Origin of the sequence: Pseudomonas sp. TMW22080 (assembly GCF_022496745.1) — a bacterium.
In the GTDB taxonomy this organism is placed as follows: domain Bacteria; phylum Pseudomonadota; class Gammaproteobacteria; order Pseudomonadales; family Pseudomonadaceae; genus Aquipseudomonas; species Aquipseudomonas bubulae.
Genome location: NZ_SCFF01000001.1, coordinates 509404 through 534702 on the forward strand (window position 1 = coordinate 509404; position 25299 = coordinate 534702).

General features: G+C 58.3%; 20 protein-coding genes. 8 read left to right on the forward strand and 12 right to left on the reverse strand.

All coding sequences use genetic code 11. The annotated features are described in order from the left end of the window. Positions 1 to 128: 128 nt before the first annotated feature. Positions 129 to 1412: an OprD family porin gene (locus EQV96_RS02215; RefSeq protein WP_095020017.1), complete on the reverse strand. Its 1284-nt coding sequence runs from the start codon at positions 1410 to 1412 to the stop codon at positions 129 to 131. Positions 1413 to 1709: 297 nt separating this feature from the next. On the opposite strand from EQV96_RS02215, the gene mhpT reads away from it, so the two are divergent. Continuing rightward, positions 1710 to 2924 carry a 3-(3-hydroxy-phenyl)propionate transporter MhpT gene (mhpT, locus tag EQV96_RS02220; protein ID WP_095000378.1) on the forward strand — a complete coding sequence of 405 codons (1215 nt, stop codon included), beginning with the start codon at positions 1710 to 1712 and terminating at the stop codon, positions 2922 to 2924. A 235-nt stretch (positions 2925 to 3159) separates the two neighbouring features. Here the strand turns inward: mhpT and EQV96_RS02225 are convergent, their stop codons facing one another. Next, positions 3160 to 4344: a sugar transporter gene (locus EQV96_RS02225; protein WP_095000379.1), complete on the reverse strand. Its 1185-nt coding sequence runs from the start codon at positions 4342 to 4344 to the stop codon at positions 3160 to 3162. A gap of 290 nt (positions 4345 to 4634) precedes the next feature. Here EQV96_RS02225 and EQV96_RS02230 point away from each other — a divergent pair, with 290 nt between their 5' ends. Both EQV96_RS02230 and EQV96_RS02235 read left to right on the forward strand, forming a co-directional pair. After that, the gene (locus EQV96_RS02230) at positions 4635 to 6749 is read left to right on the forward strand and encodes a TonB-dependent siderophore receptor (RefSeq protein ID WP_240881198.1); all 2115 of its coding nucleotides are present in this window, start codon (positions 4635 to 4637) and stop codon (positions 6747 to 6749) included. A 157-nt stretch (positions 6750 to 6906) separates the two neighbouring features. Next, a complete protein-coding gene (locus EQV96_RS02235) occupies positions 6907 to 8142 on the forward strand; it encodes an alkaline phosphatase family protein (RefSeq protein WP_095018020.1) in 1236 nt (411 codons plus the stop codon). Positions 8143 to 8192: 50 nt separating this feature from the next. On the opposite strand, the gene pepN is transcribed toward EQV96_RS02235, so the two are convergent. The 6 genes from pepN to EQV96_RS02265 all read right to left on the reverse strand — a co-directional run bounded on the left by pepN (position 8193) and on the right by EQV96_RS02265 (position 14825). Further along, positions 8193 to 10850, reverse strand: coding sequence for an aminopeptidase N (gene pepN / locus EQV96_RS02240; protein WP_095018021.1), 2658 nt, complete (start codon positions 10848 to 10850; stop codon positions 8193 to 8195). A gap of 12 nt (positions 10851 to 10862) precedes the next feature. Beyond that, positions 10863 to 11693, reverse strand: a complete 831-nt coding sequence (locus tag EQV96_RS02245; RefSeq protein WP_095000383.1) for a DUF2797 domain-containing protein — start codon at positions 11691 to 11693, stop codon at positions 10863 to 10865. After that, positions 11690 to 11950, reverse strand: coding sequence for a DUF1315 family protein (locus EQV96_RS02250; protein WP_016780738.1), 261 nt, complete (start codon positions 11948 to 11950; stop codon positions 11690 to 11692). Before EQV96_RS02250 ends, EQV96_RS02245 begins: the two co-directional genes overlap by 4 nt. A gap of 144 nt (positions 11951 to 12094) precedes the next feature. Continuing rightward, entirely contained in the window at positions 12095 to 12967 is an 873-nt protein-coding gene (locus EQV96_RS02255) for a rhomboid family intramembrane serine protease (RefSeq protein ID WP_095018023.1), read from the reverse strand. Continuing rightward, positions 12964 to 13935: a metallophosphoesterase gene (locus EQV96_RS02260; RefSeq protein WP_095000385.1), complete on the reverse strand. Its 972-nt coding sequence runs from the start codon at positions 13933 to 13935 to the stop codon at positions 12964 to 12966. Before EQV96_RS02260 ends, EQV96_RS02255 begins: the two co-directional genes overlap by 4 nt. Next, the gene (locus EQV96_RS02265) at positions 13935 to 14825 is read right to left on the reverse strand and encodes an NAD(+) kinase (RefSeq protein ID WP_240881199.1); all 891 of its coding nucleotides are present in this window, start codon (positions 14823 to 14825) and stop codon (positions 13935 to 13937) included. The genes EQV96_RS02260 and EQV96_RS02265 overlap by 1 nt, the downstream gene beginning before the upstream one ends. Positions 14826 to 14926: 101 nt before the next feature. Here EQV96_RS02265 and EQV96_RS02270 point away from each other — a divergent pair, with 101 nt between their 5' ends. Both EQV96_RS02270 and EQV96_RS02275 read left to right on the forward strand, forming a co-directional pair. Continuing rightward, positions 14927 to 15883 (forward strand): DUF1853 family protein, encoded by a 957-nt coding sequence (locus EQV96_RS02270; protein ID WP_240881201.1) that lies wholly within the window; start codon positions 14927 to 14929, stop codon positions 15881 to 15883. Positions 15884 to 15977: 94 nt separating this feature from the next. Beyond that, the gene (locus EQV96_RS02275) at positions 15978 to 16526 is read left to right on the forward strand and encodes a cytochrome b (RefSeq protein WP_095000388.1); all 549 of its coding nucleotides are present in this window, start codon (positions 15978 to 15980) and stop codon (positions 16524 to 16526) included. Here EQV96_RS02275 and EQV96_RS02280 read toward each other — a convergent pair. Next, entirely contained in the window at positions 16523 to 17446 is a 924-nt protein-coding gene (locus EQV96_RS02280; RefSeq protein WP_240881202.1) for a pyridoxal-phosphate dependent enzyme, read from the reverse strand. The genes EQV96_RS02275 and EQV96_RS02280 overlap by 4 nt on opposite strands. Before the next feature lie 250 nt (positions 17447 to 17696). On the opposite strand from EQV96_RS02280, the gene EQV96_RS02285 reads away from it, so the two are divergent. The 3 genes from EQV96_RS02285 (at position 17697) to EQV96_RS02295 (ending at position 22960) form a co-directional block, all read left to right on the forward strand. Beyond that, positions 17697 to 19628: a M60 family metallopeptidase gene (locus EQV96_RS02285; RefSeq protein ID WP_179291891.1), complete on the forward strand. Its 1932-nt coding sequence runs from the start codon at positions 17697 to 17699 to the stop codon at positions 19626 to 19628. Between the two features lie 274 nt (positions 19629 to 19902). After that, on the forward strand, positions 19903 to 21798 hold the full coding sequence (gene mrdA, locus EQV96_RS02290; RefSeq protein WP_095020025.1) for a penicillin-binding protein 2: 1896 nt from the start codon (positions 19903 to 19905) through the stop codon (positions 21796 to 21798). Positions 21799 to 21904: 106 nt separating this feature from the next. Then, positions 21905 to 22960 carry a tetratricopeptide repeat protein gene (locus tag EQV96_RS02295; protein ID WP_095023583.1) on the forward strand — a complete coding sequence of 352 codons (1056 nt, stop codon included), beginning with the start codon at positions 21905 to 21907 and terminating at the stop codon, positions 22958 to 22960. A gap of 120 nt (positions 22961 to 23080) precedes the next feature. On the opposite strand, the gene EQV96_RS02300 is transcribed toward EQV96_RS02295, so the two are convergent. From EQV96_RS02300 to EQV96_RS02310, 3 genes are all read right to left on the reverse strand, one after another. Beyond that, a complete protein-coding gene (locus tag EQV96_RS02300) occupies positions 23081 to 23458 on the reverse strand; it encodes a response regulator (protein ID WP_095000393.1) in 378 nt (125 codons plus the stop codon). Positions 23459 to 23524: 66 nt separating this feature from the next. After that, entirely contained in the window at positions 23525 to 24718 is a 1194-nt protein-coding gene (locus EQV96_RS02305; RefSeq protein WP_095000638.1) for a hybrid sensor histidine kinase/response regulator, read from the reverse strand. After that, positions 24712 to 25299 (reverse strand): chemotaxis protein CheB, encoded by a 588-nt coding sequence (locus tag EQV96_RS02310; protein WP_095000639.1) that lies wholly within the window; start codon positions 25297 to 25299, stop codon positions 24712 to 24714. The genes EQV96_RS02305 and EQV96_RS02310 overlap by 7 nt, the downstream gene beginning before the upstream one ends.

Below are 25299 nucleotides of genomic sequence, written 5' to 3' on the forward strand. Positions count from 1 at the left end.
ATTTCACAACTCATGCCACTGCGTAGCAGTTGACGAGTAGAACGAGGCTACGTTCGAGCGTGAAGCGGTCGCAAAACCGCAACACGCGCAGGGCCTCGCACGGCTCTCCAGCAACTAGACAATTGGCCCTACCAAATCGGCAAGGTATAGATGGCCAGGAAGCGGGTCTGGTTTTCGTCGCGAAAGGCCGCACCTGCCGGGAAGTCATTGCGGTAAATAGACTTCCTCGCCAAAAGGCCCAGGTTTTTCAGCGGCCCGCTCTGAATCACGTACCCCAGCTCCATCTGAAACTCGCGCTCCTTGCGATCATCCGCATTCAAGGACGCCAGTTCGATATTGTCACCGCGCACATAACGCAACCGCCCTTTCAATCCCACTACCCCCACCGCCGTGAAGTCGTAGTCGTAAATAGCCTGCCAGGTGCGCTCCTTGGCATTGAGAAAATCCGAACTCATGGTCATTTCGCTCATGCCCATCAACTCTGTACCCGAGATGTAAGGCGTCGCCGTATCACCGCTGGAATGCATGTAGCCCACACTTAAACGATGCCCTCCCAGCCGATACCCCAACAGCGCCGATGCGTTGATGTTGTCGACCTTGCCTGCTTTGGCACTGCCCGCCTCATCACTGAAAAAACTGCGCAGGTCGGTGGTCAGCACGCCATCACCCAGGGGCAGATCGTGCAGCAATGCCAGGGTGCTTTGCTTGTACAAATCCGCCACCTCGACATGGTAGGCGCGCACGCTCAGGTTCTTGTTGACCTGATAATCACCACCGCCGTAAGCCAGGTGCGAGGTTTCAGCCGAGCCCTTGAATCGGCCATTGGGCGACGCGATAGTCATGGCCTGGTAGTTGGTGGAGTCACGTTTGTTGATCGCGTCGATATATCCGGTGTTGAAGGTCAGACCGTCAATTTCTTTGGAGCTGACGGTGGTCCCGCGAAAGGTCTGGGGCAAAAGCCGCGACGGGCTGGCAAAGGCAAACGGCAGAAAAATCGACACATCACCGGTCTTGAGCGTGGTCTGGCTAAAACGCAGCTTGCCGGTGAAGGCCAGTCGCGAGTACTCATCCGCAGCCTGTTTGTCACTATTGACCGGCAGCAGTTCGGTGCCGCTGCGGTCAGGCGAAGAGTCCAGCTTGACCCCCAGCAGACCACGCACATCCAGCCCGAAACCGACCGTGCCCTCGGTAAAGCCCGACTCCATGTTGGCAATGAAGCCCTGGGCCCATTCCCGCGCTGCGGTCTTGGCGCCATCGTCCTTGTAATCACGGTCCATGTAATAGTTGCGCAAGGTCAGGGTGGCGTGACTGTCTTCGATAAATCCCTGGGCCAAAACAGGGGTACTGAGCAGGCACAGGGCAATGCACGAAAGCGGGAACAAGCGCAGGGCGCCTTGGTTGAGCGTATGCATATTGAATGTCCATTTATTGTTGTTTTTGACAGAACCAGAACGCTCTCATGGCGTTTCCTGGGCCAGAGAATGGAAACAAGTCAAAGCAACGTCAATCATAAATGATCGATAATCGAACATTATGTTTCTTATCTATTTTTGATAATTACAGGCACGCACTGGCTAAAAGCCTGTTTTAAACACGTTTAAGCTGATTTTTTAGCAAATACCTTCGCAGCTTCTTTTTTTAGTTATCTTTGTTAATCTTTATTTGGCTCGCTGAAAGCCCCCCTACAAAAACAATAACGAGGTTCGTCCATGAACACTCCACAGCATCGTTCGACGCTGACAATCGCTTTGTGCTTTATCGTTGCGCTTATCGAAGGGTTTGACCTGCAAGCCGCGGGCACTGCCGCCGCCGGCCTGCGTCAAACCTTTGACCTGGACCCGAAAATGATGGGCTGGGTGTTCAGTGTCGGGATCATCGGCCTGCTGCCCGGTGCATTCTTCGGCGGCTGGATTGCCGATCGAGTCGGCCGTAAAAAGATCCTCATCGGCGCGGTCATCCTGTTTGGCGTCTTCTCTCTGCTGACCGCCTATGTAGACAGCTACTACCACTTGCTGCTGGTGCGATTCATGACGGGCCTTGGTCTGGGAGCTGCCCTGCCCAACCTGATCGCCCTATGTGCTGAAGCGGTAGACGAACGCCGTCGTGGCACAGCGATCAGCATCATGTATTGCGGCGTGCCACTGGGTGGCGCAATGGCAGCGGTAGTGGCGATGTTCTCCCATGACCACTGGCAAACCACCTTTATCATCGGCGGGCTAGCCCCGTTGCTTGTCGTGCCGCTGATGATCATCCTGCTGCCCGAGTCCCGGGTTTTCCGCCAGGACGCCAGCCAGGCTTTGCGCGTGTCTACGGGTCAGGCACTGTTTGGTGAAGGTCGTGGCCGTTCGACCCTGGCGTTGTGGCTCAGTTACTTCTTTACCCTGACCGTGATGTACATGTTGCTGAACTGGCTGCCCACACTGCTGCTCGCCCAGGGTTTTACCAAGCCGCAAGCGGGCATGGTGCAAATGCTGTTCAACATAGGCGGTGCTTTGGGCTCCTTGCTCGGTGGCCTGCTGCTGGACCGCTGCAACCCGATCAAGGTGGTTCTGGGCGTCTATGCCGGGCTACTCGCATCACTGGCCGGGATCGGCTTTTCGGTAGGGATTGTGCCCGTGGCCACTGCAGGCTTTGCCGTGGGCCTGTTTGTAATGGCGGCGCAGTTGGTGCTCTATGCAATGGCTCCGCCGCTGTATCCGACAGCCGTACGGGCAACCGGCGTCGGCGCTGCAGTCGCTATCGGGCGCCTGGGTTCGGTTGCAGGTCCCTTGGCAGCAGGTCAGATCCTCGCCGCCGGGGCCGGAACGACCGGGGTGCTGCTGGCGACTTCACCGGGACTGGTCATTGCGGCATTGGCGGTCATCACGGTGATTACCCGTGCCAATCAAAGTGCAAGCCTGAAACCGGGACTTTGTGGCCGCTGACAAGTAACTCCAGGCTGCACTCTATGGCCTGGAGCATCTCGACAGCGTGTTTGTTCAGGTTCTGCCGATCTCAGGATTCAAAGGTTTGAATCCTGAGATCAGGGGTTGTCTCTTCTGCCTCGCCACCTACTCCATGTTGTAGTCGTTGACGAGTGGAACGAGGCTGCGATCGGGAGGGTGCTGATCATCGTGTAAACCTGCCGGGGCTCTGGCCTTGCGCCAAAGCCCCGGTATGTCAGGCCTGTGCGGCGCTGCGGTTTAGCCGGTACATGGTCCAGGCGTAGAACACCAACGCCAGCCCCGCCAGCGAACCACCTGCCAGCCCGATCCAGGCAAAACCGAAATGGCTGCCCACCGAACTGCCCAGCAATGCCCCGCCGCCAATGCCGATATTGTAGATACCGGAAAACATCGCCATCGCCACATCCGTCGCGTCCGGCGCCAGGGTCAGTACTTTGGACTGCATCGCCAGGCCAAAGCCCATGATCGCCATCCCCCAAATGATGCTCAACACCCCCAGGGATTCAATCCAGTTGCTGGCCGGCAACAGCAACAGCAGGCTCAGCGCGATCAGGCCCACAGCGGTCAGCAGGAAGCCCAGCGGGCTGTATTTGTGGAACCAGCTAAAACACAGCGAACCGAAAATCCCCGCACCGCCGAAGAGCAGCAGGATCAGGGTCACTGTAGCGCCGCTCATACCCGCCACGTTCTGCACAAAGGGTTCGATATAGCTGTACGCGGTAAATTGCGCCGTGATCACCACCGCCGTCAACAGATACACCGCCACCAGCGCAGGGCGCTTGAACAGCACCGGCAAGCTTCTGAGCGAGCCGGAATTCTGGCTTGGCAGCAACGGCAAAGTGCGCGCCAACCACAGCACCAGCAACACCGCCAGCGCTGCGATCACCAGAAAAGTGGTACGCCAGCCCATGGCCTCGCCCAGCAAACGGCCCAGGGGCACCCCCATCACCATCGCCAGCGAAGTACCGGTGGCCAGCAACCCCAGCGCTTGCACCTGCTTGCCCTCAGGCGCCAGACGCACCGCCAGAGAGGCTGTTATCGACCAGAACAGCGCATGGGACAGCGCCACGCCGATCCGGCTAAGCAACAAAATGCCGAAGCTGGTCGCCAGACTCGACAGTACATGACTGGCGATAAACAACCCGAACAGCACCAGCAGTAACTTGCGCCGCTCAACGTTGCGCGTCACCAGCATGATCGGCAAGGAAGCCAGTGACACCACCCAGGCATAGATGGTGAGCATCAGCCCGACCCGGGCCGTGGCCATGTCAAAACTTGCGCCAATCGCACTCAGCAGCCCCACCGGCACAAACTCGGTGGTATTGAACACAAAAGCGGCCAGCGCCAGCGCGATTACAGGCTGCCAGTTGGCTTTAGAGGTAGAGGTGGGGTTGCTCATTTAATGAATGCACTACTCGCTATCGATGATGAACCGGCTCCGACGCTTCAAGCCGGAACCACACAGGCTGACAGTTTATAGCCTTCACGCAGAGCCGTTGGCGAGATTTTGCAGATACTCGGCAGGCGGCGTTTGGTCGAGGCGCCGAGGTGCCCGATAAAAAGACCGCAGCAAGGATTTTGCAACAATGCGTAAAGAATAGTTAAGAGCATTGATTATCATTTGCACAAATGTAAAACTTTGTAACTAATTCTCGTTTACGCAGTTCCAGCCCGGAGTATCCGCAGATCATGCGCTCACTGTTCAGCCTTCCGACGTCCGCCCTTACACTTGTCGCACTGGGCATGCTCAATTCGGCATCAGCCGACGAATACACCTTGAACCTGCCTTCCACCAGCGTCACCGGCACCGCCGACAGTGAAGATGCACCACCGGGCTATCAAGCCAAACCCGCCGCCACTACGACGCGATTGAACCTCACCGCCGGGCAAACACCCCAGGGCATCACCAGCATCAAGCGCGAGCAACTTGACGACTTCAAGCTCAACAGTATTCGCGATGTGCTGGACAGTACCCCCGGAGTCAACGTGCAAAAGGTCGAGACCGACCGGACTTACTTCACTGCCCGCGGTTTCGACATCACCAACTTCCAGTACGACGGCATGGGCATGGGGCTCACCGGCGGCGTGCTGGTGGGTGATATCGACACCGCACCCTACGAGCAGGTTGATGTCTTGCACGGCGCCAACGGCCTGATGACCGGCACTGGCAACCCGTCGGCCACGGTTAACTTTATCCGCAAACGCCCCACCTATGAGCCTGAGGCCAAGGTCAGCGTCAGCGCCGGCTCCTGGGACAAGCGCCGGGTCGATCTCGACGTCTCCGGGCCGCTGACCGATGCGGGCAATGTGCGCGGGCGAGTGATCTATGCCAACGAAGTGGGCAACTCTTATCTGGATCGTTATTCCCGGGAAAAGAACATCTTCAGTGGCATGCTCGCCTTCGACCTGAGTGACGACGACACGCTGACCGTCGGTTATGAAGACCAGAAAAGCAATGCCAACGGTGCCAGCTGGGGCTCCCTGCCGCTGACCGACAGCAGCGGCAACGCCCTGCACTACAGCACCACCAGTGCCAACATTGCCCAGCCCTGGGTGTACTGGGATGTACGCACCAGTCGCGCCTTCGCCGAGTGGCAGCACCACTTCGCCAATGACTGGAAGTCCACGCTGACCGTAACCGCCATGGAGCATCGCGAAGACACCGACATGTTCTACATCTATGCCAACAGCGCCTCTGGCACCGGCTATACCGGGCTGGCCTCCAACTACAAAGGCAAGACCCGCGAGCTGGATGGCGACCTCTCGTTCAGCGGGCCTTTCAGCCTGGGCGGCCGCGAGCACCAGTTGACCTTCGGCGCCAACGTGGCCCGTTCCCGTACCCAGGAAACCTCGCTGTACGGCACCTCCTCGTACTACACCCCGGTGTCGCTGGAAGATGCCCTCAACGGCGTCATCCCCAAGCCTGCTTACAACATGGCCAATGCCGACGCGACCTCCAATTACACCGACCGCCAGAAGAGCCTCTACGCCGGTACGCGGTTGAGCCTCAGCGACGACCTGCACCTGATCGTCGGTGCGCGCATGCTCAGTGCCGACAGCGACGGCGAAAACTACGGTTCGGGGCGGGACGTGAGCATTCATGGCAAGGTCACCCCGTACGCTGGCGTAGTCTATGACCTGACGCCGCAGTACTCGCTGTATGCCAGCTACACCAAGATTTTCAACCCGCAGTACTACCTCAATACCCAGGGCCAGGTGCTCGACCCGCTGGAAGGCAAGAGCTACGAGGCCGGGATCAAGGGGCATCTGCTGGACAAGAAACTGGACGTTTCGGCAGCGGTATTTCATACCAAGCAGGATAACGTTGCCACCTACTCAGGTTTCAACCCTTCCCTGGGTGGTTACCTGTATGACGGCATGTCATACAAGAGCAGCGGTGTAGAACTGGAAGCTTCGGGCGAACTGACGCCGGGCCTGCAAATCAGCGGGGGCTATACCTACGTCTATATCACCGATGCCGACAACAACCGCGGACGCAAGTTTATACCGCGCAATGCCCTGACCACCTCCATGGCCTACAAGCTGCCGATGGCACCGCAGGTGAAAGTGGGCGGCAGCCTCAAGTGGCAAAGCAAGGTCGAGAACGACGACACCCCGGCAGCAAACCAGGCTGCCTATATGCTGGTGGGCCTGATGGCCAGCTATGATATCGACCCGCACTGGAGCACCCAGCTCAACCTCGACAACCTGACCAACGAGAAATACCTGCAAAGCGTACGTTACGGGCAAAGCAACTACGGCTCCCCGCGCAACGTCACGGCATCGGTGAGCTGGAAGTTCTGATGAAGTGCCGGGCCAGTTCCCCTGGCCCGACATGAACTGCGTATGAACGTGCCGCGTACTGAAATATCCTGCATTTAAAGCTGGCAATAACGTAATGTCAGTGACATACAGCCCTTACATATTCGTCTCGTGTTCAACTCACTGAGTGAGATCTGCCATGAGCCATACCCATTTTGCTTTATCTATCGCTACCGGTCTGGGTTTGACATTCACCGTCATGTTGTCCCATGCCGCGCCCCCTGATACCTCCGACGCCCAAAACTACAAAAGCCACAAGGCCTTGTTGATTGGTGTCGACGGCATGCAATACGAAAAACTTCAGCAAGCCATTCAAAATAATATGGCCCCCCATATTGCCGGCCTGAACCCCGCCAAAAGTTACATCGGAGGGATTGACGGAACTGCGACAGAGCAAACTACCGGTAGCGGCCCGGGCTGGACGACAATACTGACCGGCACCTGGGTAGACCGACATAAAGTCCCCTCCAACAACAACGCATGGCGCAACAAAGCGCCCAGCCTGTTCAAGCAACTCAAGCAGGCGGATCCTGAACGCAAGACGAGCAGCATTGTCAGCTGGAATACCATCAACAACAACTTCGCCGATGATATTGCCCAAGGCTTTATCGACCTTGCCATCAAATGCTCCGACGTCGATCAATGCGTCGCCGACAAGGCCAGCTATGAGCTTGAATATGGTCGCTCGGACCTGGTTTTCGCGCACTTCGACGAGCCTGACAATGTCGGCCATCGATACGGTTTTTCAACCCGCTATCAGACCGCAATCCAGGGCGTCGACGACAAGGTCGGCCAGTTACTGTCGGCACTCAAGCGCCGTAAACAAAGCAACCCCGATGAAGACTGGCTAGTACTGGTGACAACTGATCATGGCCGGCGCCTGCCCGATGGGCGTAATCATGGCGCCCAAACCCTGAGCGAGAAAACCACGTTTATCGCACTCAACAAACCCGCCAACGAGCAACTTACCCGCCCCATCACCAATCCGGACAATCCGGGCCACGACAACCTCTACGGTTTTGCCAGCCAGGCGGATATTACTCCGACCCTGCTGGCCCATTTTGGCATCGAGCCCGTACCTGCCCGGCATGCCATGGACGGTCTGCCCCTGACCGGGCCTCTGGGTGCAAGGCTATTCTCTGCCCGGTTAGCGCCTGACGCAGCACAGGTGAATCTGACCTGGAATGGCGATGGCAGCGCAGACAAGCCCGTGCACATTTATCGCAATGGCAAGCAAATCGCCTCTGTCGACTACTCCCGGCGTGGTTATATCGACAACGACATCAAGGAACTCAAAGGGCCAGTCAATTACACGGCAGTGATTGATAAAGTGCCTGTGTCACGCTTGATCACTCTGGGCGACAAAAAACCATAAAAAAAAGCGCTGCCCGATCACTCGGACAGCGCCTTTTTTACGTCCAGGCGTTACGCCAGACTTTTGCTGACCACTTCAAACACATCGCTGGACAGTTCGCCCGAGCTGCGGATGCGCTCAAGCTCTGCCTTCATCAGCGCCTGTCGCGCAGCGTCGTACTTGCGCCAGCGGGTCAGCGGCGCCAGTTGCCGAGAGGCAATCTGCGGGTTGAAACCATTCAGTTCGATCACCAGGTCCGCCAGGAAACGATAGCCCGAACCGTCCGCAGCATGGAAGTTGATCAGGTTTTGCCCGGCAAAGGCACCCACCAGGGCCCGCACTTTGTTCGGGTTCTTGATGGTGAACGCCGGATGTTGCATCAGCTCGCGCACGCGCTGCAAACCGCCGGGCAAGGTGCTGCCCGCCTGCACGCTGAACCATTGATCCATGACCAGCGGGTTGTCCTTGAATTGCTCGGCAAAACTGGCCAGGGCCGCAGCTTTTTCCGCCTCGTAGGGCGAGTTGACCAGCACGGCCAGCGCCGTCAGGCGTTCGGTCATGTTGTCGCTGTGCTCGAACTGCTCCAGCGCCGCCGCCAACACTTGCGGCTTGCCGCTGAGCATCAGGTAGGACAGCGCGATATTTTGCAGTGCGCGACGGGCAAAGTGCTCGGCTTCAGCCACATAAGGCGTGGCTTTGGACACTTCGCGGTTGGCCTGGTAACGCGTCCACAGGGCGTCGAACAGGCTGTCTGCCAGTTGCTTGCGAGCGAACTCGCGGGCAACGTGGATGGCTTCGACATCGGCCACATCACTGATTTCGGTCAGATAGGCTTCGCCCGGCAGCGAGAGCATCTCTGCCACCATTGCCTGATCCAGTTGCTCATTGCCCAGCACCGTGCGCAACGCCTCGACCAGACGCTGATCCATGACCAGTGCTTCACCGCGCTGATGCTGCGCAATCAACTCTTGCAGCACCTGTACCGCCAGTTGCTGACCAGCATCCCAACGGTTGAACCCGTCGCTGTCGTGCTGCATCAGGAACATCAACTGGTCACGGCTGTAATCGAAGCTCAGCTTCACCGGTGCCGAGAACCCGCGCAACAGGGACGGCAGCGGTTTTTCGTTGATGCCGACAAAGGTGAAGGTCTGTTCGGCTTCAGTCACTGACAGCACGCGGCTGGTGCCCGAGGCCGCAGCTTCGCCCGCCAGTTGCAGGGCAATTTCACTCCCCCCGGCGTCCAGCAGGCCGAGTTCGACCGGAATGACGAACGGCAGTTTTTCGATCTTGTCCGGAGTTGCCGGGCAGCTTTGCGCAAAAGTCAGGCTATAGGTGTGTTGTTGCGCATCGTAGTGCTCGCTGACGGCCAGCCGCGGTGTACCTGCCTGGCTGTACCAGCGCTTGAACTGGCTCAGGTCGGCGCCATTGGCATCTTCCATGGCCTTGATAAAGTCGTCGCAGGTCACCGCCTGGCCATCATGACGCTCGAAGTACAGGTCACTGCCTTTGCGAAAACCCTCGGCGCCCAGCAGGGTGTGGATCATGCGCACCACCTCAGAACCCTTCTCGTAAACGGTCAGGGTGTAGAAGTTGGAGATCTCGATAAAGCTCTCCGGGCGCACGGCATGGGCCATGGGGCCGGCGTCTTCGGCGAACTGGTGAGTGCGCAGGTAGGCCACGTCCTGGATGCGCTTGACGGTGCGCGAATTCATGTCGGCCGAGAACTCGGAATCACGGAACACCGTGAAGCCTTCCTTGAGCGACAGCTGGAACCAGTCGCGACAGGTCACGCGGTTACCCGACCAGTTGTGGAAGTACTCGTGGGCGACGATGGCTTCGACCCGCTGGTGCGCGGCATCGGTGGCGGTTTCGGCGCGGGCCAGTACGGCGCTGGAGTTGAAGATATTGAGACCCTTGTTCTCCATGGCGCCCATATTGAAGTCGTTGACGGCCACGATCATAAAGATGTCCAGGTCGTATTCACGACCGTAGGTCTCTTCGTCCCAGCGCATGGATTTTTTCAGGCTGGTCATGGCGTGCTGGCACTTGTCGATGTTTTCCGGTTCGACATAAATGCGCAGCGCCACGCTGCGCTCGCTCATGGTGGTGAACGTGTCTTCGACGCACCACAGGTCACCGGCCACCAGTGCAAACAGGTACGCCGGTTTCATGAACGGGTCTTCCCAGGTTGCCCAGTGCCGGCCGTCTTCGTCGGGGCCGCTGGCGATCGGGTTGCCGTTGGACAGCAGAATCGGGTAACTGTGCTGCTCGGCCACCACGGTGGTGGTGAACTTGCTCATCACGTCCGGGCGGTCGAGGTAATAGGTAATCTTGCGAAAGCCTTCGGCCTCGCACTGGGTGCAGAACATCCCGCCGGACTTGTACAGGCCTTCCAGCGCGGTGTTGGATTCGGGGTGGATGCGCACGCTGGTATCGACCACGAACTGTTCGCTGGTCGGGTGCAGGATCAGGTGGCTGTCGCTGAGCTGATAATCCTCGGCGGTCAATTCGATATCGTCGAGGCTGACCGACAGCAGCTCCAGCTGCTGGCCATCCAGCGCCAGAGCCGGCAGGCCGGCGCCACGGGCCGGGTTGCGGCGCATCAGCAGTTGCGCATGAACCAGGGTGTGATCCTCGAACAACTCGAAGGTCAGGTGCGTCTCGTCGATCAGGTAATCGGGCGCCTGGTAGTCCTTCAGGTAGATCATTTGCGGTTGTTCGGTGCGCATGCTGGAGTCCTTTTACTGATGCACGGCCAGCTGGTAGGCCGTGTATTTGCGGATATTGATAACGCCGGTGTCAAAGATCAGGTATTGGCCCTTGATCCCCATCAGCGTGCCTTCGACGATCGGATCTTTATCCAGATTGAAGCTGACAATCTTGGTCGGATACTGCTCGACCGGGTAGCAAATCTCGATGGGCTCGACGCTATGCAAAGGCTGTACCGCTTGCAGGCCGAAACGTTCCTGCAGGGTGTGCAGGCCTTCGGCGCAACTCTCGAACAGTTGCGCACGCACTGCGGCGAGGTCTACCGGCGCTGCGTCGCCCTTGAGCAGTGCACGCCAGTTGGTCCGGTCAGCCACTTGCGAGCGGAACAGGTCTTCGACAAACCCCGATTGCTGACGGGTCGCCACGCGCACGATCGGCAATGCCTGGCTGGCACCCTGGTCGAGCCAGCGGGTCGGCAACTGGGTGGCACGGGTAATGCCCACCTTGACCCCGGAGGAGTTGGCCAGATACACCACATGATCGGTCATGCAGAACTGCTCGCCCCACAACGGATCACGGCAAGTGCCCGCGTCATAATGGCAACGCTCCGGGCTCATGATGCACACATCACATTGTGCCAGCTTGGTCATGCACGGGTAGCAGTAGCCCTGGCTGAAGCTCTTCTTGGTTTTACGCCCGCAGTGAGAGCAGTTGATCTCCCCCAGGTATTCCAGACGCAGTTTAGTGCCAATCAAGGGATTGACCGGCACCTCGGTATCGCCCAAACGGAACGCATATTGAACGGTCGGCGTTTCCAGGCTTGCCGACATCTTGCTGATTGCACCGCGACCAATCTCAATCAATGGATGGCATCCGACTTGAACAGGATGTTGGGCACCGGCGCCGATTTCGAGCTGCATTCCTGCGGGCCCATATAACCGGTGCGCTGGTCTTCAGGCAGGTTCTGCACTTCCCAGGCAATCATCGCCTGCAACGACAGCTCGCGCTGTTCGGCAGTGAGTTTGTTGCCGTCCGCCCATTTACCGATTTCCACGGCCAGTTTCAGGCTCTGGTAGATCTCGGGGGTGATGTTTTGAATCATTTCGTTGAAAGAGGACATGGTTCTGTTTCCGCTCTTTAAAAATCAGATGGCATTTCTATCTGTGGGAGCGGGCTTGCTCGCGATTCAGGCAACTCGGTGCATCTGAATCAACGGGTTGAACCCATCGCGAGCAAGCCCGCTCCCACGCGACAATTCGAAACTTTATACAGCCTGCCTGCGCCGCGCCCAAAGCCCGCCCAGCAAGCCGGTCAGGCAACCGATGACCAGTCCGCCCACATGGGCGGCATTGGCGATCTGGCCAAAGCCGATCATCGACACCAGCCCCGACATGCACAATGCCAGCCACACCAGCATCATCACCAGCACACCGCGCGGCAGGTTATACAGGGGGTTTGGCGCCATCAACTGATAGATCCAGACATGCCCCAACAGCCCGTACAACACCCCCGACAACCCGCCAAACAGGCTCGGGCCGCCCACCAGGTACTGGGCGAAGTTGGACACCAGGCTGAACAACAGGCTCAGGCCGATCAGGTTGACGCTGCCCTGGCGCATTTCAATGCGCCGCCCCAGCTCCCAGTACCACATGCCGTTCATGGCGATATGCAGGAAACCGAAGTGAATCAACATCGGCGTAAACAGTCGCCACCACTGCCCGGACGCCAGGCTGTCAGACAAGGGGACAAAGTCGATGTACTGGCCATAAATGCTGAAGTCCAGAAACGTGAAAAACCTCAGGGCCGACAAATTGTCACCCAGTTGCGTCACCGCAGCCACGATTACGCACAGCAGCAACACGATGGCTGTGGCCGGGCTATCGCGCAGCTGCTGCGCAAAACCCGGGCGGGCCATGGCCTGCGGCCGTTCGACAACGGGTAAGGCGTGATCGGGGTCACCCAGCGGAAAACGCTGGTACAGGCTGCGCACGTCGTCGGCAATGGACTCAGGTGCCCACAGCACCTGCTCGCCTGCCTCTTCACTGACCCGATGGGGCACCTGCATGCGCCGCAGCAAAGCAACAAAACCGCTCAGGTCCACAGACAACGGCAAACGCAATACCGCTACAACACTCATTGAATGGCCTCAGGGCGATCTACATTCACCCATACAAATTTGTCCGGATCGAGCCGGGTTTCCTGGTCCAGGCGATAAGCCACCAGTTTGCCGTACAACACCGCGCTGTAATCCAGGCACGCCAGGTTCGGACGGATCGGCGCGGGCCGGCCGCTGCGCCAGTAGTGCCCGACAAACAACAGCGGTTCATCAATGCCGTAACGTAACAGGGCACTTTTTTCAGTGGAAGACAGCGGCTGCTGTGCCACCCGTTCAGGCAGCGCGTCCGGCTGGAAAACGATATCGCCGTAGGTCTTGGGGTCGTCTTCCCAGAACTTGGTGCGAAAGAATGCCCGCGTCAGGCCGTCGCCACCGGTCAGGGTCATGCCCCCCGGCAGGCGCATGTCAGTGCCACGCAACAGGCGGTTGAAGCTCAGGCTGGCAAAGCTGTCCGATACCGCCGCGGCCTGCAAGAAGGCCTCGTCAATGCAGCCGTCGGGGTATTGCGCACGCAGGGTGGCGATCACTTCGCTGTCCCAGCAGGCATGGACCACCCGGAAGCGCCCGGCATCGACAAACAGCGGCATGTCGTAAAACCACTGCACAAACTCGCGCCATTCAGCGGGATACTTGTCGAACTGTTCGAGGGTTTCGTGGATCAACCGGGCATGGCGCGGCGTGTGCTCGCGCACAAACTGCTTGCCACTTCCGGCTGGCGCGGGTGTACACCAGCCCAGCGCGTTGAATTCATGGTTGCCCATCAGGCACAGGGCCTGACCGCTGCGCACCATGTCGTAGACTATATGCAGCGACTCACGAATGCGCGGGCCGCGATCAATAATGTCACCCAGAAACACCGCCATCCGTTGCGGGTGTCGCCAGATACCGGCGAGTTTTCGATAGCCCAGACGCTCCAGCAGGTGCTCAAGGGTATGAGCACAGCCATGCACGTCACCGATCAGATCGTAACTGCGCGCTGGATCGAGCATCAGTCAGCCCTGCCGCCCAGTCGGCTACCCCAGCCAAGCTTGGTCCGACACACTTCATAATAGTTGTGGTCCAAAGGATGGATCAGGCGCAGTTTTTGCGCTTTTTTGCTGACGTTGATGGTGTCGCCCGGCGCACAGGTGAAGTGGTTCTGACCATCACACGAAACCTGCGGGTAGATCTGCATGTCCTTGGCCACCACTATTTTCAACTCACTGTTGCCATCGACCACGATCGGGCGGCTGCTCAGGGTATGCGGGTACATGGGCACAATCACGATCGCGTCGAGCTTGGGGTGCATGATCGGGCCGCCCGCTGACATGGCATAGGCCGTTGAGCCCGTGGGCGTGGCCACGATCAGGCCGTCGGCCTTCTGGCTGCAGACGAACTGGCCATCGATATGCAGTTCGAACTCGATCATGCGCGTGGACTTGCCGGGGTGCAGCACCACATCATTGAGGGCATCGCCCTGGCCGATGGCTTCGCCGTGACGGCGCACTTCGGCCTGCAGCAGAAAACGGTTTTCAACCAGGTAGTGGCCGTCAAGCACCTCAGCAACCTTGACTTCCAGTTCATCGGGACGGATATCGGTCAGAAAGCCCAGACTGCCACGGTTGATACCCAGCACCGGTAGATTGTGCCGGGCCAGCGCGCGGGCGGCGCCCAGCAAACTGCCATCGCCGCCGACCACAATCACCATGTCGCAGACTTCGCCAAGCATTTTGCGTGACGAAGTTTGCAAGCCGTGACCGGGCAACACCTCGGCGATCGTGTCTTCAAGGATCACGTGCATATGCCGCTCGAGCAGGAATTTTTTCAGTCGGCGAACCGTATCGAGCACTTGCGAGCTGCCCAGACGACCTATGATGCCGATATTACGAAATTGCTCCATGGGGCTCCTGCGGGATTCTATGCGTGCGAAAATAACGATTATGGGCGAAAGACGACGATAGACAAAACCCTTTCAGCCCCGTGAACGGCTATGCTCGCACAATGACCCTCTTCCCCGACTTGCTCAACCTGCCCCATCAATTGCGCCACCCCGAGGTGCGCGATCTGGCGTGGGTGATCCTCGCACCACCGATGCTGACCCATACCCCCTGGCCCCAACGCCATCCATTGGCAGGCAGCGACTGGGTCCAGGCGCCGGAGCAACTGGAGCACTGGCTGCGCGAGCTGGACCGCAACTGCCAACCACTCCTGCACTGGCTCGAACTGGCCACCACCCGACGCCTGGGGCGCTATTACGAGCGCTTGTGGCAGTTTGCAGTGCAGCATGCCCCGGGCGTCGAGCTGATTGCCGCGAACCTGCCGATCCGCCTGGGCGGGCATACCCTGGGTGAGCTCGATTTAGTGCTGCGAGACCGCGACGGCGTGCATCATCTGGAACTGGCGATCAAACTCTACCTCGGCCCCCAGGACGGTGATGGCGCAGACCCTGCGCAATGGCTAGGCCCCGGCAGCAATGACCGCCTGGACCGCAAGCTCAAGCATTTCTGCCAGCACCAGCTACCCATGTCCAGCCGCCCGGAAAGCCGTGAAGTGCTGGCCGGGCTGGATGTGCAGGCGTTCAGCGCCCATTTGTGGCTTGGCGGCTACCTGCTGTATCCGTGGCCAGGGCAGGCCCGACCACCAACCGGTGCCAACCCGCAACACCTGCGCGGGCGCTGGTTGCATCAGCGCGACTGGCCGGCGTTTATCCGCCAGAGCGCCACCGGTTGCTGGCAACCCCTGCCCCGGCATGCCTGGCTGGCTCCGGCGCGCTATGCTCCTGAGGGGATATGGGCGGCACAACAGCTGGATATCTGGCTGGCAGAACTGCACCCGCAAGCACCGGCGCAGCTGCTGGTTCGCCTGACTGAAAACGATGAGGGCGACTGGGAAGAGGCTGAACGCCTGTTTCTGGTTTCCGATCTTTGGCCTAATGTGCCGGGAAGCCCTGAAAACTGACACATCTCAAGTGCAAGATTGCTCAAGCCACTTAGAGTAAAGGAACTCCGTCAACAAGAACGGGGACTTTAGACCTGAACCGTGAGGAACCACCATGACCTGGAAAAGCACCGCCCATCACTACAGCCGGATGTCCATCGCCCTGCACTGGCTGATGGTGCTGCTGTTTATATTGATCTACGCCTCGATCGAGTTTCGCGGGATCTTCCCCAAGGACAGCGACGGGCGCAACCTGATGAAGGATGCGCACTTCATGCTCGGGTTGACGGTGTTTGCACTGGTCTGGCTAAGGCTGCTGGCCCGAACCCTGGGCGTTGCGCCGAAAATCACCCCGACACCACCCGCCTGGCAAACCGCTCTGGCCACTTTGATGCACTGGGCGTTGTACCTGTTCATGATCGCCATGCCGGTGCTGGGTTACCTGGTGCTGAGCTACAACGACAAGCCGGTGTACTTTTATGGTTTCGATATCCTGCCCCTGACCGCCAAGGACCCGGACTTCGCCAAGCAGATCAAGAGCTGGCATGAACTGGGCGGTACCATCGGTTACTGGCTGATCGGCCTGCATGCCGTGGCCGGTCTGGGGCATCACTATCTGATCAAGGACAACACTTTGCTGCGCATGTTGCCCGGGCGTTCTTAAAGCCCCAGGTCAAACCCCCGGCGGCCTTGCAGGCCGCCGGTGTGAACAAACACCACACGCATTCCCCGTGTAATCACCCCCTTTTCAACCGCCTGGGCCAGTGCCATCAAAGCCTTGGCCGTGTAAAGCGGCTCCAGTGGCATGCCACTGGCCACTTCATTGGCTCGCATAAACGCCAGCAAGGCGTCGTCCACCTTGGCAAAACCGCCACGACTGGCATCGACCAGCTCAAAATTTCGCTCCTGCAGCCCGCCAGCCTGCAAAATGGCCTCGACCTGCGGGGCCACGCCGTGGTCCTCGGGAACCGCCAGCGCGCCATATACCCGACGCCTACCCTCCTCGCCCAGCACCAGCCCGGCCAGGGTGGTGCCGGTCCCCGCTGCCAGCCACCAAGCGTCGTAATCTTGCCAACCTATAGTCGCCAATTGCTCGCGCACCCTGCATACCAACGGCATGCAACCCAGGGCCCCCGCCAGCCCGCCGCCACCCTCGGGCACCTGATGCAGGTTCGGGTACAGGGCCTGCCACGGTTGCCAAAAGTTCGGCTCATGCCGCGCCCGATACCCGGCAAATCCCAGCCAGTGCAGTTGCATGCCAAAGCGCTCAAGGTCGAGCGTGGTGGGGGTTTGTTGAGGGTGACCGCGCAACAGCCCCACGGTGGCAAAGCCAAAACGCTTGCCGGCAGCTGCCAGGGCATGCAAATGATTGGAATGGGCGCCGCCCAGGCTGATCAGCCCGTCAGCCCCTGCTGCCCGTGCCCTGCGTAAATGGTCAGTGAGCTTGAACCACTTGTTGCCGCTGATCAGCGGGTCGATAAGGTCCAGCCGCAATACGGCTGCTTCGATCCCGGCCTGCTGCAGCCACTCTACGTTTAAAGGCTGCAAAGGTGCATGAGGGTACCAGTCGATCAGAGACAGCATTAAGGGTCGATTTCCTCTAAAAACAGGGATTTTACTTCATTGCCCCGTATTCAACATGCTTTTTGATACAGGCCGCTTACATATCAAGCCTGGCTAACTTTACCTACAACTTACGACTACAACATTAAAATGCCTACTAAATCACAAGAAAAAAACTCTATTTCCCAAGACCAAGCTCATGCAATCTGAGGGAGCTGGCAGACTACGCCGGTATCTTTCCCTACAAACAACTATGAAAAGACCGAAAGATATGAACATCAACTGTATTAGCGCAATGTTACTTGGCAGCCTATGTTCCTTGAGTGCATTCACCCCTGCTCTAGCGCAGGAGCAAACACTGTGGTGGAGAAGTCACGAATCAAAGCCCGGATTCGTCGAAGCCCTGGCAGAATTCAACCTTTCACCACAATTATTGAACAGCGATCCCGACAAGGCCCTCACAGACAGCAATGATCCTCTGACACCCCTCTACTGGATCCGCAAAACACTAGAGCAATATACTGGCGACACCTCAGGAAATTACAAAGTACCTGTAACCGAAGGTCATACTAATGGACGAAACAGGACAAGCATGCATGGCAGGCATGGTTTTTTTACTACCCCTGTATTTTTGAGCACCTCACAGTCTGTAGAAATCACAAGAACCCCATCCGACAGCAATATAACTTGCAGTGCCTGGACCATCCCAGACTTCAATGTGCCTTCAAGTTTACATGATGAGCTCAGGCTCCCTGCTGCCCCGACCGAGTACACGGTCACTTACACAGCCTCCAGAAATGGGACTCTGCTGCTTTCGTGCCAAGACCCGACACGCGACATGCAGAACGCCGGAAAAATGATTCCCCTACACGTCAACAAGGGCAATGCACAACATGTACCGATGTTTATTTTTGGCATAACAACAAAAGAAGAATGGAAAACAACCCTCAGCCAACAGCCCAATCCATCAGGAGAGGTGCTGTTATTCGACGGGCGGACCCGCTTCTACATGCCAGCTAAAGTCGCTAACCGCAACAAGAACATTGACATTATGCGGTTAATGCGCGAGCACCTGCTCATGACACTGGTAAACGACCGGCTCAATGGATTTGACAGTCAGTCGATAGCGGCCCCGCTCGACTTGCCCACGCCAGGCTTGATCAATGCTTCTTATGCTGCATGTTGCAGTGCATCAGGTGGCCAGGGACTCATCAAGATCAACTTTGGCGGAGCTGCCGTTCCCACCTCATGGGGTTACTGGCATGAATACGGCCACATGAATCAGGTCGGATGGACGTGGGGGGGCCTCACGGAAGTCACGGTCAACCTTTACTCAGTCGCCGCTTGCCGTCGCCTTCAAGGGTCGTATCAATTGAAGGACTGTCATCCGGGCGCTGCCTACTCGGACAAAACCTGGGATCGGGAATCCGTGGGCAACTATTTAAAATCAGGCAAGGCTTATAACTTTGACGGCGCAATTGAAGGAGGAGACTTTAATCGCTCGGTCATGTTCAACCAATTGGCGGCCTCCTATGAGAACCTTTACCCCCAACTTGGAAAAGCTTTTCGTAAAGAGTTCAACTATGCAGACAACGCGACTGCTTTCAATACCAACGCCAAGAAAAAAGATTGGTTCGTTGTCAATGCCAGTCGTTTTTCCGGCCGTGACCTAAGAAGCTTTTTCGACAAATGGGGGGTGGCTTACTCAGCCGAAGCCAGCAAGACCATCGCAAACATGGAACTGGCACAACCTTTACAACCTGTAGGAGCTGACACCCGCAATAACTGGGCTATCGCGGCAAACAGTGCAAGTTCAACACATGGCCAGATGCAGGATGGTAGTGCAAAAAATATTGCATACGTCGCATACAACATCAATGAAGGCCCTGTGGACTTGACATGGGCAGACTCTAACTACACGAAACTGATCGTGCCTGCCTGGGATCAATCAAATAAAATCAGTTACCTCACTTTCCGGGGCACACGCAGCAACGGGGGCTGTGCAAAACGCTCTTTAAACTCCGCGACTGGCTGTGCTCAACCGGGTTACAGCTATTGGAACATCGAATACCACCCTCAAGACAATCCTGGGCTTAAAGGCAACCTAAGAGGCCGTATTCAACTCGCTGCAAGGGATTGGAAGTTACCTGCCTGGGGTGCCCAACTGGATATCCCGTTTACAGTGGCTGATACATTTCAATAAATGTATTAACAGTCTGCGGGCACGTGTATCCCCGCCAGCTTAAGCGTGGCTTGGCTGTAGTCCTTTTCGCTCGAAGGGAGGAGAGGACTACACGCTTTCTTGGTCGGAGTCCAAAGCCACTCAGCAGGCCCACTGCCCGTCGGCTTTCATCCACATTTCGGCCAATAAACTGACTCAAGCACAGGCTTCTTGGTAAGGTGTGCGCCGAATTTCGTAGCCAGCTAACGACCTGCTGGCTGCTGCTATCTGTTTTCTGACGCGAGACACCCCGGATATGCCTGAGCCGATCCCTCTTAAAGATCACGATTCCGAAAAACGGCTGGTCAATAAAAGACTGATCGCCTGTGCGGCGCTGGTGCTGGCTATCAGCTGCGCCCTGATCGGTCGCATGTATTTTCTGCAAGTCACCGAGTTCGACTACAACTCCACGGTCTCCGAGAACAACCGGGTGCACGTGTTGCCCATCCCCCCGGAGCGCGGTTTTATCTATGACCGCAACGGCGTGCTGCTGGCCGATAACCAGCCCAGCTTCAATATGACCATCACCCGCGAGCGGGCTGGCGATACCGCCAAGGTGCTGGATTCAGTGATCAGCATCCTGCACTTGCCCGAAGAAGATCGCGCCGTATTTGCCAAGGCGATGAAACAGGCGCGCCACCCGTTTGACCCTTCAACCCTGCTGTACGAGCTGACGGAAGATCAGATCGCCCTGCTGGCCGTCAACCAGTTCCGCCTGCCGGGTATCGATGTCGAGGCGCAATTTGTACGCCACTATCCGCAGGGCGATCACTTTGCCCACTCAGTCGGTTATGTCGGGCGCATCAACGAGAAAGAAGCCAAGCAGCTGAATGCCACTCAATACCGTGGCACCCAATCGATCGGTAAAACCGGCATCGAACGCTTCTATGAGAACGAACTGCACGGCCAGGTCGGTTTTGAAGAAGTCGAAACCAATGCACAGGGCCGGGTCATGCGCGTGCTGCGCCACACCGATGCGGTGGCGGGCAAGAACATCGTGCTGAGCCTGGATATCAAATTGCAGGAAGCCGCCGAGGATGCCCTGGGCGACCGCCGTGGCTCGATCATTGCCCTGGACCCGAAAACCGGCGAGGTGCTGGCGATGGTCAGCAAACCGAGTTTCGACCCCAACCTGTTCGTGACCGGTATCAGCTCCAGGGACTACTCGGGCTTGCGCGATTCCATCGACAAACCGCTGTTCAACCGGGCCCTGCGCGGGCTGTATGCACCGGGATCGACCATCAAGCCCGAAGTGGCGATTGCAGGGCTGGACAGCGGCGTAATTTCCGCCTCGACCCGGGTGTTTGACCCCGGCTATTTCCAGTTGCCCAATGTCGACCACAAATACCGCAACTGGAACCACAGTGGTGACGGCTGGGTGGATTTGAACGCGGCGATCATGCGCTCCAACGACACCTACTTTTACGACCTGGCATCCAAGCTGGGCATTGACCGCATGCACGATTACATGGCCGAATTCGGGCTGGGGCAAAAAGTCTCGCTGGACATGTTTGAAGAGTCATCTGGCCTGATGCCGTCCCGCGAGTGGAAGCGCAGCACCCGCCGTCAAGCATGGTTCCCTGGCGAAACAGTGATCCTGGGCATCGGCCAGGGTTATATGCAGGTTACCCCGCTGCAGCTGGCCCAGGCCACCGCGCTGATTGCCAACAAGGGCGTATGGAACCGTCCGCACCTGGCCAGGACCGTGGACGGTATGCCGCCGGTGGATGAACACCCGATCCCCAATCTGGTGCTGCGTGATCCGCGGGACTGGGATCAGGTCAATCACGCCATGCAGTTGGTGATGCACGACCCGCGCGGTATTGCCCGGGCAGCAGCCCAGGGCGTGCAATACCGGATTGCCGGCAAAAGCGGTACGGCGCAGGTGGTGGCAATCAAGCAGGGCGAGCGTTACAACCGCCTCAAGACCGCCGAGCGCAATCGGGACAACGCCCTGTTTGTTGGCTTTGCCCCGGCGGAAGATCCGCAGATCGTGATTTCGGTGATGATCGAGAACGGCGAAGCCGGTGGCCGGGTGGCCGGCCCGGTGGTGCGCAAGGTGATGGATGCCTGGTTGCTGGACAACCAGGGCCTGCTCAAGCCGCAGTACGCCAGCCCGCAGGTCAAGGGCCATGCCACGCCGCATGTGTGAAAGCCGCACCCTCGCCCTCAGGGTGAGGGTGGCCATGGCGATTTGACTCGAGCTCCCGAGTCACCCACTCTTGCACCCCATATGCATGCCTGTTTCTGGATATTGGATGACCCAGCCCCGCCGTTACCTCGTAATCAGCCTTGTGTCAGCACTTGTTGCCGGCGGCCTCTGGTATTCGATGCGCCCTGATCCTGCCGCCCCTACTCCTTCGGTAAACCAGCGCTACTCCATCGCACTGGATATGGCCCATAACGGCAAACCCGGTGCCGCCCGCGTGCTTTACCAGCAACTGGCTCGCACCGACTTGACCGATACCCGCCGCGCGGGCCTGCATGCAGAACTGCCCAACTACCCGAGCCCGCAAGCGCTCAAGCTGGCCGACGCCGATTTGCATAATCCTTCACCCCTGGTACGCAAAGCCGCGATCCAGAGCATAGTCGGGCTGGTGCCCAACGCCCAGCGCACGCTATTGCTGGGACCATTGCTCGATGACAGTGAACAGAGTGTGCGTTTTGCGGCTGCCAATGCCCTGCTTGGTCTGTCGCCAGATGAACAGGGGCTGTACTTCGGCCCCTTGCAGCAAGTGGTCGACGAGTTCGAACGCGACCTCAAGACCCGCCCCGATGATCCGCAGGCTCAAGGCCAACTTGCCCGGCTGTACCTGCATGAAGGCCAGCTGGACGACGCCCAGGCTGCACTGGAACAAGTCACCCGCCTGGACCCCGACAACCTCAAGGCCGTCGTTGCGCAAATCGAACTGCTGGACAAGCGCGGTAAAGCCGACCAGGCCCGGCAATTGCTGGCCAGACAACTTCAAGCCCATCCTGACTCAGCCTATCTGCAGCATGCCCTGGGCATCTGGCTGCTCAATCACGGCCAGACCGAGTACGCCCTGCTTGGCCTGGCCAGGGCCGTTGAGCTGGAGCCCGACAACAGTGATTACCGTTACAAACTGGCCACAGCCCTGCACGACCTCGACCAACTGGAAGCCGCGCAACGTCAGCTCGAAGAGCTGCTGCAACGCCAGCCTGCCAATCGCAAGGCTCGCGTGTTGTTGATTCGCTACTGGAAGGAGGCCGGGCAATTGCAGAATGTGCAGGTGCTGCTCGCGCAACTGGAGCAGCAAAACCCGGATGACCCGGCGTTGCAACAGGGCTTGTGAAGCACTGAACCTGCAGTGGCGGGCTTGCTCGCAATGCAGGCAAGCCGGCCTGTCTGAGGGGCGCGGGTGATGCCATCGCGAGCAAGCCCGCTCCCACAGGTTTCGGCATGAATCAGATGCTCAGGCCAGCAGCTTCTGGATCTGCGCCTGCAAGGTGTCGAGGTCGAACGGCTTGGCCAGGATCGGCGCCGTCAGGGTAATGGGGCTGCCCGTGTCGCGGATCTCGGCCGGGTAACCGCTGATAAAAATGACTTTCAGGTCCGGGCGCAGCTTGAGCGCAGGCTCGGCGATCTGTACCCCGGAAATCCCCCCCGGCAAACGGAAGTCGGTAACCATAAGGTCCAGATGCGGCTTGCTCGCCAGGATCTCGAACGCCTGTTCGCCGTTTTCGGCCTGCAAGACCCTGTAGCCCTCGCCCGACAGATAGGCGCTCAGGACCATCAGGATTGAAGGATCGTCTTCGACAATCAAAACAACATCTTGCGCATCTTCACTCATAGGAAACCTTAATTCATGCCATCGCTGCCAGTATGACCCCAGGCGCGGTCATAGGTTGCGCCCAATTTATGTCTTTTGTACCAACGGCAGGCAAACCCTGAATAATGCCCCCTCACCCAATGTACTCTGCACGCTGATGGTGCCGCTGTGCGCAGCCACAATCTGCTCCGAGATAAACAGCCCCAGGCCTAGACCTGCAGTGACATGGCTGGCTGAAACCCGTTCGAATTGCTGAAAAACCCGCTGCTGGTTTGCTTCGCTGATGCCGATGCCCTGATCGCGCACATCGACCACGGCTTGATCGTCGTCAATGTAAACAGATACCTCAATGGGCTTTTTCGCACCATAACGTAGGGCATTAGTCAGCAGGTTGCTGATTACCTGCTCGATCCGGAACTCATCCCACTGCCCCACCACCGGCTGCACCGCCGTGAAGTTGACACTTGATTGCGCTGCGCTGATCTGTGCGGAGAAGCTCTCCAGCAACTGTGCAACGACCTGGGCCAGATCAACCGGCGCAGGGCGGATAGACAGCTTGCCGGTGCGAATACGCGACACATCGAGCATGTCTTCAATCAAGCGAATCAGGCTCTGGATCTGGCGTTCGTCACGCTCGACCATGGCCTGCATTTTGTCCAGGGTAAATGCCGCGGCGTTGTCGCGGGCCAGGTGCATCTTGCGCAGCTGTGTCTCGAGAATCAGCCCGTTGAGCGGCGTTCGCACCTCATGGGAGACGATCGACATAAAGTCATCACGCATTCGCACAGCATGCTCCAGCTCCACCTGGGTCAACTGGAGCTGCGCCAGCAGGGTCTCCTGCTCGCGGCGGCTCTGCTCCAGCGCTTCGACCTGCTGCTTCATGGCCTTGCTCTGACGATACAGCTCAACGAACACGCTGACCTTGCTTTTGACCGCATGGATATCCAGCGGCTTGTGCAGAAAGTCTACCGCACCGCTTTCGTAGCCCTTGAAGGCATAGTTCATCTCACGGCCGGCGGCACTGACAAACACGATGGGGATGTTTTTGGTCTTGGCCGTACCACGCATCATCTCGGCCAGTTCAAAACCGTTCATCCCGGGCATCTGCACATCCAGAATGGCCATTGCGAACTCGTGCTGCAACAGCAGCGACAACGCCTCGTCGGCAGACAGGGCCTTGTAGACGAGGCGATCCTCACGCTTGATCAGCGCTTCAAGGGCCAGCAGGTTTTCCGGCAGATCATCGACGATCAGCAGTTTGGCTTGAATATCATTTAGCAGCATTGGATATGTTCCAGCTCGACAAGCAGACGGCCAATGCCGCGCAAGGGAAGGATGCAGTCCGGTTGAAAAAGCTCCAGGGCTGCGCGGGGCATGGTCGATACATGGGCTTCGTCCGGGTCCTGGATAATGGTCAGGCCGCCCGCCTGCTTGACCTGGCTCAGCCCCAGCGCACCATCGCGATTGGCACCTGTGAGCAATATCGCGGCCAGGCGTTGTTGATACACGTCGGCCGCAGACTCAAAAAGGTAATCAATCGCAGGTCGCGAAAAATGCACCCTCTCCTCCTGGCTCAGGGAAAAACTCTGATCCTGCTCCACCGAGACATGGTAGCCGGGCGCGGCAAAATACAAGGTACCCGGCTCGATCGGCTGCTTGTCCTGAACCTCCCGCACCGGCAGGGCCACGCGCTTGGCAAACACTTCTGCCAGCTGGCTGCGGCGCTCGTCGGGCAAGTGCAACACCACGATGATCGGCAGACAATAGCCAGGTCGCAAATCGCCCAGCAGGGCCAGCAAGGCTTCGACCCCGCCCGCCGAGGCACCGATCACCACGGCTTCTACTGGTCTGTGTGCAGCCAT